At 70.0% G+C, this 12,464-nt stretch carries 13 protein-coding genes; 7 read left to right on the top strand and 6 right to left on the bottom strand.

What is annotated here, in order from left to right; genetic code table 11:
- Positions 1–61: 61 nt before the first annotated feature.
- Positions 62–976, bottom strand: a complete 915-nt coding sequence (locus AB0I18_RS13430) for an NYN domain-containing protein (RefSeq protein ID WP_363105574.1) — start codon at positions 974–976, stop codon at positions 62–64.
- Between the two features lie 211 nt (positions 977–1,187).
- On the opposite strand from AB0I18_RS13430, the gene AB0I18_RS13425 reads away from it, so the two are divergent.
- Positions 1,188–1,340 (top strand): hypothetical protein, encoded by a 153-nt coding sequence (locus AB0I18_RS13425; RefSeq protein WP_363105573.1) that lies wholly within the window; start codon positions 1,188–1,190, stop codon positions 1,338–1,340.
- A gap of 107 nt (positions 1,341–1,447) precedes the next feature.
- On the opposite strand, the gene AB0I18_RS13420 is transcribed toward AB0I18_RS13425, so the two are convergent.
- From AB0I18_RS13420 to AB0I18_RS13410, 3 genes are all read right to left on the bottom strand, one after another.
- A complete protein-coding gene (locus AB0I18_RS13420; protein WP_363105669.1) occupies positions 1,448–2,053 on the bottom strand; it encodes a MarC family protein in 606 nt (201 codons plus the stop codon).
- A gap of 91 nt (positions 2,054–2,144) precedes the next feature.
- Positions 2,145–3,011 (bottom strand): PHP domain-containing protein, encoded by an 867-nt coding sequence (locus AB0I18_RS13415; RefSeq protein ID WP_363105572.1) that lies wholly within the window; start codon positions 3,009–3,011, stop codon positions 2,145–2,147.
- A gap of 203 nt (positions 3,012–3,214) precedes the next feature.
- Positions 3,215–3,856: a DUF6758 family protein gene (locus tag AB0I18_RS13410; protein ID WP_363105571.1), complete on the bottom strand. Its 642-nt coding sequence runs from the start codon at positions 3,854–3,856 to the stop codon at positions 3,215–3,217.
- A gap of 187 nt (positions 3,857–4,043) precedes the next feature.
- Between AB0I18_RS13410 and AB0I18_RS13405 the strand changes: the two genes are divergently transcribed.
- On the top strand, positions 4,044–5,297 hold the full coding sequence (locus tag AB0I18_RS13405; RefSeq protein ID WP_363105570.1) for an MFS transporter: 1,254 nt from the start codon (positions 4,044–4,046) through the stop codon (positions 5,295–5,297).
- Positions 5,298–5,371: 74 nt separating this feature from the next.
- Here AB0I18_RS13405 and AB0I18_RS13400 read toward each other — a convergent pair whose 3' ends face one another.
- Positions 5,372–5,968, bottom strand: a complete 597-nt coding sequence (locus tag AB0I18_RS13400) for a suppressor of fused domain protein (protein ID WP_363105569.1) — start codon at positions 5,966–5,968, stop codon at positions 5,372–5,374.
- 486 nt (positions 5,969–6,454) lie between these two features.
- On the opposite strand from AB0I18_RS13400, the gene AB0I18_RS13395 reads away from it, so the two are divergent.
- Positions 6,455–7,561 carry a magnesium and cobalt transport protein CorA gene (locus AB0I18_RS13395; RefSeq protein ID WP_363105568.1) on the top strand — a complete coding sequence of 369 codons (1,107 nt, stop codon included), beginning with the start codon at positions 6,455–6,457 and terminating at the stop codon, positions 7,559–7,561.
- A 34-nt stretch (positions 7,562–7,595) separates the two neighbouring features.
- The gene (locus tag AB0I18_RS13390) at positions 7,596–8,123 is read left to right on the top strand and encodes a hypothetical protein (RefSeq protein ID WP_363105567.1); all 528 of its coding nucleotides are present in this window, start codon (positions 7,596–7,598) and stop codon (positions 8,121–8,123) included.
- 207 nt (positions 8,124–8,330) lie between these two features.
- Here AB0I18_RS13390 and AB0I18_RS13385 read toward each other — a convergent pair whose 3' ends face one another.
- Positions 8,331–9,089, bottom strand: coding sequence for a hypothetical protein (locus tag AB0I18_RS13385; RefSeq protein ID WP_363105566.1), 759 nt, complete (start codon positions 9,087–9,089; stop codon positions 8,331–8,333).
- 199 nt (positions 9,090–9,288) lie between these two features.
- On the opposite strand from AB0I18_RS13385, the gene AB0I18_RS13380 reads away from it, so the two are divergent.
- The 3 genes from AB0I18_RS13380 to AB0I18_RS13370 are packed head-to-tail and all read left to right on the top strand — an operon-like array spanning position 9,289 to position 12,349.
- The gene (locus AB0I18_RS13380; protein ID WP_363105565.1) at positions 9,289–10,599 is read left to right on the top strand and encodes a CBS domain-containing protein; all 1,311 of its coding nucleotides are present in this window, start codon (positions 9,289–9,291) and stop codon (positions 10,597–10,599) included.
- Positions 10,589–11,173 carry a DUF1003 domain-containing protein gene (locus tag AB0I18_RS13375; protein WP_363105564.1) on the top strand — a complete coding sequence of 195 codons (585 nt, stop codon included), beginning with the start codon at positions 10,589–10,591 and terminating at the stop codon, positions 11,171–11,173. Before AB0I18_RS13380 ends, AB0I18_RS13375 begins: the two co-directional genes overlap by 11 nt.
- Before the next feature lie 42 nt (positions 11,174–11,215).
- Positions 11,216–12,349, top strand: a complete 1,134-nt coding sequence (locus tag AB0I18_RS13370; RefSeq protein WP_363105563.1) for an Mrp/NBP35 family ATP-binding protein — start codon at positions 11,216–11,218, stop codon at positions 12,347–12,349.
- Positions 12,350–12,464 lie beyond the last annotated feature (115 nt).

Raw genomic sequence — 12,464 nt, 5'->3', positions numbered from 1 at the left:
AACCCGCACCCGCGGCGGAGCCGCACGTCGATGCAGCATCACCGCTCTCCCCGCGGAGCGCTCAGTACTGCCCCTGCAGGTGCTCCCAGAACCCGTCCCGCAGCGCGCGCCGCAGATCCGCCTGCCCCCGCAGCGAGTACTGCAGCAGTCCCTCGGCCTCCACCAGCAGGTCCTGGTCGACCGGACCGGGCAGGTAGGGGTGCCCGGGCAGCAGCTCCGCCAGCGCCTCCCGCCCCCGCGCGCCCAGCCACTTCGCGGCGATCTGGGCCCCCACGAACCGCACGTCCTCCCGCGCGGGTCTCGCCGCCGCCGACATGTCGTACGAGACTCCGGTCCGCCGGGCGACGTACGGCTTGAAGAACTCCAGGTCGAAGGTGCGCTGGCTGTCGACCTCCCAGAGCAGCGGCTCCGCCTGGTTGCGCCCCTCAGGCGCCTCGATGCCCCAGAGATGGACCCGGGCCCCGTACCCCTGCGCCGCCTCGACCGCCGAGACCAGGTCCTCGTCGCCGCCGATGAGCGCCGCGTCGCTGATGGCGCGGTGCCGGGCGAGCGACTCCAGGTCGCTGCGGATCAGGGAGTCGACGCCCTTCTGCTGGTTGTTGGCGTTGAGGTTGCCCAGCCGGACCTTGACGTCGGGCAGCTCGGCGATGGACTGCTGCTCGGCGGTGTGGATGCGGCGCCGCGCTCCGTCGTACCAGTAGACGCGCAGCAGCCTGCTGTCCGCGAAGATCGTGCGCGCCCGGTCGATGAGCGCCTCGATGAGCCCCTCGGCGTCCAGGTCGAAGGCCCGCCGGTCCTCCGTCCCGGCGACGAGCCGGCCCGCGGCCGCGTACAGATACCCGGCGTCGACGAAGATCGCATGAGTCGACGGCGTCTTCGCCACCTCGGCGAGCATGCGCTGGAGCAGCTGGTTCGCGCGGTCGATACGCGTACCGAGGGACGCCAGATCCTCGGTTGCCGCGAAGTCGTCATTCATATGCGCATCATTGTCGCAGGCCGTCACTGTGTGAACACAACCGGTCCCGATACTCACAAGTAGTTAGACGTTCGAAAAATTTATTTAGCGTAGGGAATGTTCGTAACAGACATCCCGTTGAATCCCTTGGGAACGCGGGGCGCAGACGCCTCTCGTCTCCACACATCAGTAGTTCTCCTTCAGGAGGATGACCAGACGAAGGGAGAAGCCAATGCGCTTCGAAATCATGCGACTCGACGATGTCGACGGCACCCCCGTGGACAGCACCGTCGTGGACGCCGCCTCCGTCAACCGGATCGTTCAGCAGGCCGCCGCCATAGGACAGCGCCTCTGGATCCGCCCGGCCGGCTCTCCGGCCTCATAGCAGCGGACGTTTGACAGACTTCAGAACCCCCCGCATGGCAGGGATGCCGTGCGGGGGGTTCTGCGTGCGCCAGGGGTGTCCGCGGGGTGCCCAGCCTCCGCAGGTGCTCAGCTTGCCTCGATCACCAGCATGACCCCGTTGATGATCTGCTGTACGGCGATCGCGGAGAGCATCATGCCCGCGAGCCGGGTCACCAGCACGACACCGCCGTCCTTGATGACGCGGATGATCAGCAGCGAGTACCGCATCACCACCCACAGCACTACGTGGATGGCCAGGATCGCCGCCCACACCGACGCCTGCGTCGCCACGCTGTCGGCCTTCTGGACGGCCAGGATCACGGACACGATCGCGCCCGGCCCGGCGAGCAGCGGCATGCCCAGCGGTACGAGGGCGACGTTGACGTCCTTCGTCTGCTTGGGCTCGTCCGTCTTGCCCGTGAGCAGGTCTAGGGCGATGAGGAGGAGCAGCAGTCCGCCCGCGATCATCAGCGCGGGAACGGACACGTGCAGGTAGTCCAGGATCTGGTGCCCGAGCAGTCCGAAGACGGTGATGACACCGCCGGCCACGCAGACGGCCTGGAACGCCATCCGCCGCTGCACCTTGGCCGGCCGCCCGGAGGTCAGTCCGAGGAAGATCGGGGTGATCCCGGGGGGATCCATGATGACGAAGAGGGTCAGGAAGAGAGAGCCGAAGACGGCGACATCGAACACGGTGAGCCTTGCGATGGTGGGGTGGAACACACGGGACACAAGCGGGACACGAGAAGCGCGCCGACCCGCAAGCGGACGCTCAGGCGGGCGATCAGGCGCCGGCGCGCCCGCCCGCGCCCGGCACCGGGAACGCCCCGGTCGCCCGCCGCGTGATCTCCGCGTAGATCTCGGGATCCGTCGTGTACTCCCCGAGCACACACGTCTTACGGCTGCCGTGGTAGTCGCTGGACCCGGTCGTCAGCAGTCCCAACTCGCCCGCGAGGCCCCGCAGTCGGGCCCGGGTGGCGGGCTCGTGGTCCATGTGGTCGACCTCGATCCCGTCGAGCCCGGCCGCGGCGAGCTCCGCGATCGCGGACTCCGGCACCACCTGCCCCCGCTTGGCGGCGCCGGGGTGCGCGAAGACGGTCACCCCGCCCGCGGCCTTGACCAGGCGGATCGCCTCGAAGGGGTCCGACTCGTGCTTCTCCACGTACGCCCGCCCGCCGTCGGCGAGCCACTCGGTCGTGAAGGCGTCGGAGACGCTGGGCACGACCCCCAGTTCGACCAGCGCGGTGGCGATGTGCGGCCGCCCCACGGACCCGCCGGCCGCGATCCGCGCCACCTGCTCCCACGTGATCGGGACCCCCAGCTCCTGGAGGTTGCCGATCATCGCCCGGGCCCGCGGCACCCGGTCGTCGCGGACGAGCTCGCGCTCGCTCAGCAGGTCCGGCTCCTCGGGGTCGAAGAGGTACGCCAGCATGTGGAGCCCCACACCGTCGAGGCGGCAGGAGAGCTCCGCCCCGGTCACGAGCGTGAGCCCGGCGGGCACGGCCGCGATGGCCTCGGCGTACCCGCGGGTGGTGTCGTGGTCGGTCAGCGCGACAACGTCCAGTCCGGCGGCGGCCGCATTGCGAACCAGCTCGGCCGGAGTGTCCGTACCGTCGGACGCGGTGGAGTGGCAGTGCAGATCGATACGCACGCGACAGACTCCAGACGACGACGGAACACAGGGACCGCTCAAGGGTAACGGGCCCCGGACCACCCCCTGGGCGCCCCGTAAGAAGCACAGGTCCCATAGGCGCCCCATAAGGGGCGCGGGGAACTGCGCGACCAGCCCCCACAGGCCCGCACACACCCACAAGCCCGAAGCACCCCCACAAACGGGCTCGACCCAGCGGCAAGCTACGGCTCAAGAATCCGCGGCGACAGCGCCCCACACGGCAGCAGGTCAACCTCCGCCCCGGCATCCCGCAAATCCGTCAGCACCAGTTCGTCGTACATCAGCAGCCCCGACTGCTCGGGCCACACGACCGCCCACAGCCACAGCCCGCGCGCCTCGCCCGCGAAGACGGCGCGGTCGTCGGGAGCTCCGGCGACATGCCAGAGCGGGGTCGGGCGGCCCGCCGCGAGGACCTTCGTCTGGGCCGGCTTCTCGACGTTCATGTACGGCCCCGGGTCGGGCCCGTCCATGCCCGCGTACCGCGCGCCGAGGCCGACGCCGAGCTCCTCGGCGATGAGCAGCAGCTCCCCTATGCCGCCGAGCGGACCCGGTCCCGAGCAGGCCACGGCCGTGGCACGGCCGCCACTGCGGTCGTCGCCCGCGAAGGCCGCACCGGTGAAGAGCCAGCCGACAGGCAGCGGCCACGGCATCCACACCGGTACGTGCGCACGGCGCACCACCACGCTGAGGGCCTCGACGCTGGGCGGGATCACGGGCTGCAGCGGATGCACGGTGCCGTGCACATCACACTGCCAGGAGTCGGCAAAGAGGCCGGGAGCCCTGACCCGGCCACCACACTTCGGGCAACTGGGTTCGCCCCTCATAGGGCCCCACGGTCCTCCCCGTCTTTCGCCGCGTCAAGGACGATCACCCGTCCGGCGTGTGCTTGTCGCAGGTCCTTCACCCGGAAAAACTAGATGTAGCTTGCATTCATTAGCTGCTCTAACTTATTATGTGTATACGCCAACGATCTCGTCGTGAGCAGTGAACGTGAGCAGTGAAGGAGCAGGCATGAACAGCAGCACGGGAGGCCCCGCCGAAGGGGACACGTTCGACGCGGGAGCCGGCGGCCTCCTGCGTCAGCCGAAGGCGGTCTGGGCGACCGCAGGGGCATCCGTCGTCGCCTTCATGGGCATCGGCCTCGTCGACCCGATCCTGCCGTCCATCGCCAAGGGCCTGGACGCCACGGCCGGCCAGGTCTCGCTGCTCTTCACCTCGTACTTCCTGATCACGGCCATCGCGATGCTGGTCACGGGCTTCGTCTCCAGCCGCATCGGCGGCCGCCGGACCCTCCTGCTCGGCCTCGCCCTCGTCGTGGTCTTCGCGGGACTGTCGGGCACCTCCGGGTCGGTCGGTGAACTCGTCGGGTTCCGGGCGGGCTGGGGGCTCGGCAACGCGCTCTTCGTCTCCACGGCCCTCGCCGTCATCGTCGGCGCCGCGGCCGGCGGCAGCGCGGCGGCGATCCTGCTGTACGAGTCCGCCCTGGGCCTCGGCATGGCCTGCGGGCCCCTGCTGGGCGCGCTGCTCGGGAACGCCAGCTGGCGCTATCCGTTCTTCGGCACCGCGTTCCTGATGGCGATCGGGTTCCTGTGCATCACGGTGTTCCTGAAGGAGCAGCCGAAGCCCGCGCAGAAGACGGGCCTGCTCGACCCGATCAAGGCGCTCGGCCACGGCGGACTCGCCTCGGCGGCCGTCTCTTCGTTCTTCTACAACTACACGTTCTTCACCGTGCTGGCCTTCACGCCGTTCGTGCTCGACATGACCCCGTATAAGTCCGGCGCGGTCTTCTTCGCCTGGGGTCTGCTGCTGGCGGTGTTCTCGGTGCTCGTGGCGCCGCGCATGCAGGCCCGCTTCGGTTCGCTGAAGGTGCTCGGCGGCTCGCTGGTGCTGCTCGCGGCCGACGTGCTCGTCCTCGGCTACGGCAGCCACACCACGGCCGTCGTGTGCACGATCCTGTCCGGCGCCTTCATCGGCGTGAACAACACCGTCTACACCGAGCTCGCCCTCGGCGTCTCGGACGCGCCGCGGCCCGTGGCGAGCGCCGGCTACAACTTCGTGCGCTGGTTCGCGGCCGCCGCGGCCCCGTTCTTCGCGCCGAAGATCGAGGGATGGACCGACATCCACATGCCGTTCGTGGTCGCCGCGGTCACCGCGATGCTCGGGGCGCTCGTGGTCCTCGTACGCCGGAACGCGCTCACCCACGAGGCCGAGGAGCTCGCGCCGCGGCACGCGACGGAGGACGGCGTCACCGTCTTCGCCGGCTGATGAACACCGGGCCCGGGTGCCTGTACTCCGGGTGTGAGATTCCCAACTGGCGGCCCCCGGTCGGCCGTTGAGGGTCAGTCCAGGGAAACGGACTTGCGTGCGGGATCGCGCAGGTCCGTTCCGCCGGTGAGCCAGCGCTCCTGGATCGCCTGCGCGCCGTGCACCCGCTTCCAGGCGGCCTCGTTCGGCGTCATGGGGAGCAGCGGCAGGAAACGTACGGGATCCAGGGGCGCGTCGAGTTCCAGATCCTCGACCAGGCCGCCCGGCTCGGCGACCAGCACGGAGGTGAAGGGCGCGCCGGGCCACAGGGGACCGCCCACGTCGAGCGAGGCTCCCGGGGCCACGACCAGGCCCTCGACCTGCGGGGACGCGGCCAGTACGGCGAGGGGGCGGAGCACCTTGTCGGTGTCGGCGACACCGGCGCGTACGGAGAGGACCAGTTCGGCGCGCGGTCCCGCGACCGGGTCGGCGACGACCACCGTGGGGTCCGCCATCGGCCGGGCGGACATGCCGAGCGTCGCGTAGCGGACGATCCCCTCCGTGGTGGCTCCGCCGCTGAAGCGGAGCACCTCGATGCGGTCCGTGCCGAGGAAGGTCACCGCGGCGCGCGCGTCCGGTTCGCCCAGCGCGCTACGCAACCGGGCCTCCACGAGAGGAAGAACATCAGCCATGCGTTGAGCATAGAAGTCGTCGGCAATGGGCAAAGCGACGGCTTGACACTTCAGTCGGCTGATAGTCTTGGCCGCTGGTCGGGGCAGCACGCAGAAGCGTCGCTCTCAAGTCCCGACCCAGGTCTCGACGCATGAGACTCCCCTTACGGGGGATGGACCTCCCCTACGGGGGACCGGCCGGAGGAGGTGGGGCTCCATGGATCGAAGTCGACCGTGCAGTACCACTCGCTCTTCCGGCTGCTGAGTACCTCAACTCCCGCTCTGCTGGCTGCCGCCTCCCGTACTCGCCTCATGCCTGTCCGGTGCACGACGGAAGAGCACTTCGTTTTTGCCTGATCTGTCTGATCTGTATCAGTAGCGAAGCTGCCACCGCGACGGTGCGGTGCTCCCCGCTTTGTGGACGTGCCAAACATCCGCAGTCAGGACGTCCCCATTCCGGGTAGTTTCAACCGTTGCCGGCGGCTCTTGTTCACGAAGGAGCCTGCCATGTCGATGATCCGTGACCTGCGTGCCGCGGTCCGCCCGACGCTGCGCAAGGACGGCGCCACCTACGACACCACCCGTGAGGCCGGGACGAGTTCGGCCGTCGTGGACTGCGCGGTCTACTACGACGGCGTCCGCCTCAGGAGCGACGAGGGCCTCACGCCCGGTGCCGCGATCCGTCAGGCGCGCCGGGACGGAGGGTTCGCCTGGATCGGTCTGCACGAGCCCACCGAGGCCGAGTTCGCCGGTATCGCCGCCAAGTTCGGCCTGCACCCGCTGGCCGTCGAGGACGCCGTCCACGCCCACCAGCGGCCCAAGCTGGAGCGTTACGACGACACCCTGTTCGCCGTCTTCAAGACCATCCACTACGTCGAGCACGACGAACTCACCGCCACCAGCGAGGTCGTGGAGACCGGCGAGGTGATGTGCTTCACCGGACGGGACTTCTTCATCACCGTGCGGCACGGCGGGCAGGGCTCGCTGCGGGCGCTGCGGCACCGGCTGCAGGACGACCCGGAGCTGCTCGCCAAGGGTCCGTCGGCCGTGCTGCATGCCATCGCCGACCATGTCGTCGACGGGTACATCGCGGTCGCCGACGCCGTGCAGGACGACATCGACGAGGTCGAGACCGAGGTGTTCTCGCCCGGGCGCAGGGGCGTCTCGCGTGGTGTCGACTCGGCGCGGATCTACCAACTCAAGCGTGAGGTACTGGAGTTCAAGCGGGCGGTGACCCCGCTGCTGCGGCCCATGCAGCTGCTGAGCGAGCGGCCGATGCGGCTGGTCGACCCGGACATCCAGAAGTACTTCCGCGATGTCGCCGACCACCTCGCGCGGGTGCACGAGCAGGTCGTCGGCTTCGACGAACTGCTCAACTCGATCCTCCAGGCCAACCTCGCGCAGGCCTCCGTCGCGCAGAACGAGGACATGCGCAAGATCACGTCCTGGGCAGCGATCATCGCCGTACCGACGATGGTCTGCGGGGTCTACGGCATGAACTTCGACTACATGCCGGAGCTGCGCTGGAAGTTCGGCTACCCGCTGGTCCTTGGCGTCACGGTGGGCATCTGTTTCGCGATCCACCGCACGCTGAAGCGGAACGGCTGGCTCTGAAGGCGCGCCGAAAGGCCCGGATAGGCTGGAGCCCATGACGGATCAGCTGCTCGAACGTGCCCTCGTCGAGGAGGCCACCAAGAAGTCCGGGCTCATCTGGGTGCGCGGGCTCCCCGTCCAGGGGGACGCGGTCTCCTCCCAGGCGCTGTGGCACGTGTGGCACGACGGGTCGGTGTGCCTGGTCGGCGACGGGCCCGGCGAGCAGCCGCTCCCCGGTCTCGTGGACGGCGGCGGCGCGGTGGTCACCGTCCGCAGCAAGGACAAGGGCGGCCGGCTCGTCTCCTGGTCCGCGAAGGTCGTGGAGCTGACCCCCGGGTCCGAGGAGTGGGACGCGGCTGTCGCCGAGCTCAAGGGCAAGCGGTTGAACGCGCCCGACGGGGAGGCGATGCCGGAGCGGTGGGGGCGGGAGTGCCGGGTGCTTCGGCTGGCGCCGACGGGGGAGACTGCGTCGCTGCCGGACGGGTCGCTTGCGGCGCCGCCCGTTTCTACTGCGGCGACTACGCGTCAAGCCATCCCGGCGGGGCTTCCCCGTCTGCTCTTCAAGAAGCGCAAGCGGGGCTGAGCGCTTCGCGCGGAGGTTCGTGGTCGACTGCGGGTCGTGGGGGCTGGTCGCGCCCACGCGGCGGAGCCGCATATTGACACAGCCCCGCGCCCCTAAAGGCAAAAGACAGGGGCGCAGCCCCGTTCTTTCAGGGGCGCGGGGAACTGCGCGACCAGCCACGAACCACCCGCAGCTGCCCGACAACCCTCCCCCGCCGGACGAGCCCGCTCAAGACGACGGCAGCTGTTGCCCGTAGTCCACCGTTTCGTTCTTCGCCGGGGCCTCCAGGGCGAAGTCCTTGTCCCAGTCCGTCAAGCGGAGCGTCCCCGCCCCGGCGGCGCGGACGAGGAGGAGGGGGTACGGCTTGCCCTCCAGGGAGATGTCCAGCTTGCCGCCGGAGCCCTCGTCGCCGGTCAGGCGGATCGTGCGGATGCCGTTCTGCTCGTGGCGGCCGTCGGTGGCCAGCTCGCCGTGCAGGGCGAGGAGGCCGTCGAGGAGCACGTCCTTGTCGGTGAAGACGCTGAGCTGCTGATAGGCGGGGTCACCCTTGGGGACCTTCACATACATGCCCTCGAGCTTGCCCGCGGCCGTCGCGTCGGTCGTACCGTCGTCTCCCTTGCCGTCCTGGTGGTCCCAGAAGTCCGCGTCGGCCTTGATGAAGAGCTGCTCGTCGACCCGCAGCAGGCGAAACGTCACGCCCTTCGAGGTGACCGAGCCGGTACCGCCGTCGTCCTTGAGCCGCATGTCCAGCTTGTACGTGCGCTTGTTGCTGATCACCGCCCCGGACAGCCGTACGGTCTCCGCGGCCCTGGCGGCCGACTGGGTCCTGCTCTGGATCTTGGCCGGGGCCAGTTTCCCGACCCCGTTCGTCCCCGCGTCCGGGTCCTCGCCGCCGCACCCCGTCAGCCCGGCCCCCGTGACGACCAGCGCGCACATCGCGCCCGCCAGCACGGACTTACGGGTTCGTCCCTGGGGAATCGCAGTCACAGGTGGTGCTGCCTCTCGTGCGGGGTCCTCAACGGCGTACCGCAGCGTACCGGGGCCCTGAACGTCCCTCGGAGTCAGTCCGTCCAGACCCCCCACCAGCGCGTATCCGACCGGGACGGGCTAGCCTGAAGCCCACCCGAGCGGACATGACAGACCAAAACACCCGTACCGAAGTCCGTACGAGGAAGGAGGCGCGGGCATGGCGGCAGGCACCCCCCGGATCTTCGTCTCGCACCTCTCCGGCATCGCCGTCTTCGACCCCAACGGCGACCAGGTGGGCCGCGTACGCGACCTGGTCGCCATGCTGCGCGTCGGGCGACGGCCTCCCCGGCTGCTCGGGCTGGTCGTCGAACTCTCCACCCGCCGGCGCATCTTCCTGCCCATGACCCGCGTCACCGGCATCGAGTCCGGCCAGGTCATCACCACCGGCGTCCTGAACGTCCGGCGCTTCGAGCAGCGGCCCACCGAGCGGCTCGTGCTCGGCGAGCTGCTGGACCGGCGTGTGCGGCTCGCCGGGACCGACGAGGAGGTCACCGTGCTCGACGTGTCGATCCAGCAGCTGCCCGCCCGCCGCGACTGGGAGATCGACCGGGTCTTCGTGCGGAAGGGGCGCGGCGCCACCACCTTCCGGCGGGCCAAGGGCGAGACCCTGACCGTCGAGTGGTCGGCCGTCACCGGGTTCTCGCTGGAGGAGCACGGGCAGGGCGCCGAGAGCCTGCTCGCCACCTTCGAGCAGCTGCGCCCCGCCGACCTCGCCAACGTCCTGCACCACCTGTCCCCGAAACGGCGCGCGGAGGTGGCGGCCGCCCTGGACGACGACCGGCTCGCCGACGTCCTCGAAGAGCTCCCCGAGGACGACCAGATCGAGATCCTCGGCAAGCTCAAGGAGGAGCGCGCCGCGGACGTCCTGGAGGCGATGGACCCCGACGACGCGGCCGACCTGCTCGGCGAGCTGCCGGAGGAGGACAAGGAACGGCTGCTGGCGCTGATGCGTCCGGACGACGCGGCGGACGTACGGCGGCTGATGGCGTACGAGGAGCGCACGGCGGGCGGTCTGATGACGACCGAGCCGATCGTGCTGCGGCCCGACGCGACCGTCGCGGACGCGCTCGCGCGGGTGCGCAACGCCGACCTCTCCCCCGCGCTGGCCGCCCAGGTGTACGTCTGCCGCCCGCCGGACGAGACGCCGACCGGCAAGTACCTCGGCACGGTCCACTTCCAGCGGCTCCTGCGCGACCCGCCGTACACACTCGTCGGCTCGATGATCGACGACGATCTGCGGCCGCTGGACCCGGAGGCCGTGCTGCCGGTCGTGGCGGGCTTCTTCGCGGCGTACGACATGGTCGCGGCGCCCGTCGTCGACGAGAGCGGCTCGCTGCTCGGGGCGGTCACCGTGGACGACGTACTCGACCACATGCTGCCCGAGGACTGGCGCGAGACCGAGTTCCACCTGGCCGAGGACGCCGTCTACCGGAAGTCCTCCGACGAGGGGGCTGCCCATGGCTCCTGAGCGCGAGAGCCGTGAGCGGGCCGCCACCGGGGCGACCGCCGCCAACCGGTCGCGCCTGCGGCTGGACCAGCCGCAGCGGCCCCGGCGCCGGCTGCTGCCCGAGTACGACCCGGAGGCCTTCGGGCGGCTGTCGGAGCGGATCGCGCGGTTCCTGGGGACGGGGCGGTTCATCGTCGGGATGACGGTCGTCGTCGCCCTGTGGGTGGTGTGGAACGTGTTCGCGCCGCGCGAGCTGCGCTTCGACACGTTCCCGTTCATCTTCCTGACCCTGATGCTCTCGCTGCAGGCCTCGTACGCCGCCCCGCTGATCCTCCTCGCGCAGAACCGGCAGGACGACCGCGACCGGGTCAACCTCGAACAGGACCGCAAGCAGAACGAGCGGTCGATCGCGGACACCGAGTACCTGACCCGCGAGATCGCCGCGCTGCGCATCGGACTCGGCGAGGTCGCCACTCGGGACTGGATCCGTTCCGAGCTGGAGGACCTGGTCAAGGAGCTGGCGGAGTCGCACGGTGACGGTCGTGTCGTATTCCCGGCAGAACGACCTGGGGGGCGTGACGTAGACGACCGGTGACGGGCTTCCCGGCTCCCCCGCCGGTCGCCGTACCATCGTCCTATGGCTACGGAAGACGCGGTGCGTGAAGCACTGGCGACAGTGAACGACCCCGAGATCCATCGCCCTATCACCGAGCTGGGAATGGTCAAGTCGGTGGAGATCGGTACGGACGGTGCTGTCGCGGTCACCGTCTACCTCACGGTCTCCGGCTGCCCGATGCGCGAGACCATCACGAAGAACGTCACGGACGCCGTCGCGGCGGTCGACGGCGTCACCCGCGTCGACGTGACCCTCGACGTGATGAGCGACGAGCAGCGGCGTGAACTCGCGTCCTCGCTGCGCGGCGGCAAGGCCGAGCGCGAGGTCCCCTTCGCCCAGCCCGGCTCGCTGACCCGCGTCTACGCGGTCGCCTCCGGCAAGGGCGGCGTCGGGAAGTCCTCGGTGACGGTGAACCTGGCGGCGGCGATGGCCGCGGACGGGCTGAAGGTCGGTGTCGTCGACGCCGACATCTACGGCCACTCCGTGCCGCGCATGCTCGGCGCCGACGGCACTCCGACCCAGGTCGAGAACATGATCATGCCGCCGTCCGCGCACGGCGTGAAGGTCATCTCGATCGGCATGTTCACGCCGGGCAACACGCCGGTCGTGTGGCGCGGCCCGATGCTCCACCGCGCCCTCCAGCAGTTCCTGGCGGACGTGTACTGGGGCGACCTGGACGTGCTGCTGATGGACCTCCCGCCGGGCACGGGCGACATCGCGATCTCGGTGGCGCAGCTGGTACCGAACGCCGAGATCCTGGTCGTCACGACCCCGCAGCAGGCCGCCGCCGAGGTCGCCGAGCGGGCGGGCTCCATCGCCGTCCAGACCCACCAGAAGATCGTGGGCGTCGTGGAGAACATGTCCGGTCTCCCGTGCCCCCACTGCGACGAGATGGTCGACGTCTTCGGCACGGGCGGCGGCCAGTCGGTCGCCGAGGGCCTGACCCGCACGACGGGCACCAACGTCCCGGTCCTCGGCTCCATCCCGATCGACGTCCGCCTGCGCGAGGGCGGCGACGAGGGCAAGCCGATCGTCCTGACCGACCCCGACTCCCCGGCCGGCGCGGCCCTGCGCGCCATCGCCGGCAAGCTGGGCGGCCGCCAGCGCGGCCTATCGGGCATGTCGCTGGGAATCACCCCGCGCAACAAGTTCTAGGGCTGCTCCGGGGCTCGTACGGGAAGGGGGCGCGGACGTCGAAGTGCGCGGAGTGCGTGGTCAGCTTGCCGAGCAACTCGATGAGGGTCTGCTGCTCGTCCTCACTGAGGGCGCC

Source organism: Streptomyces sp. NPDC050704 (genome assembly GCF_040654355.1).
Lineage (GTDB): Bacteria > Actinomycetota > Actinomycetes > Streptomycetales > Streptomycetaceae > Streptomyces.
The sequence above is the reverse complement of the archived record's forward strand: the minus strand, read 5'-3'. Positions and strand labels throughout refer to the sequence as shown.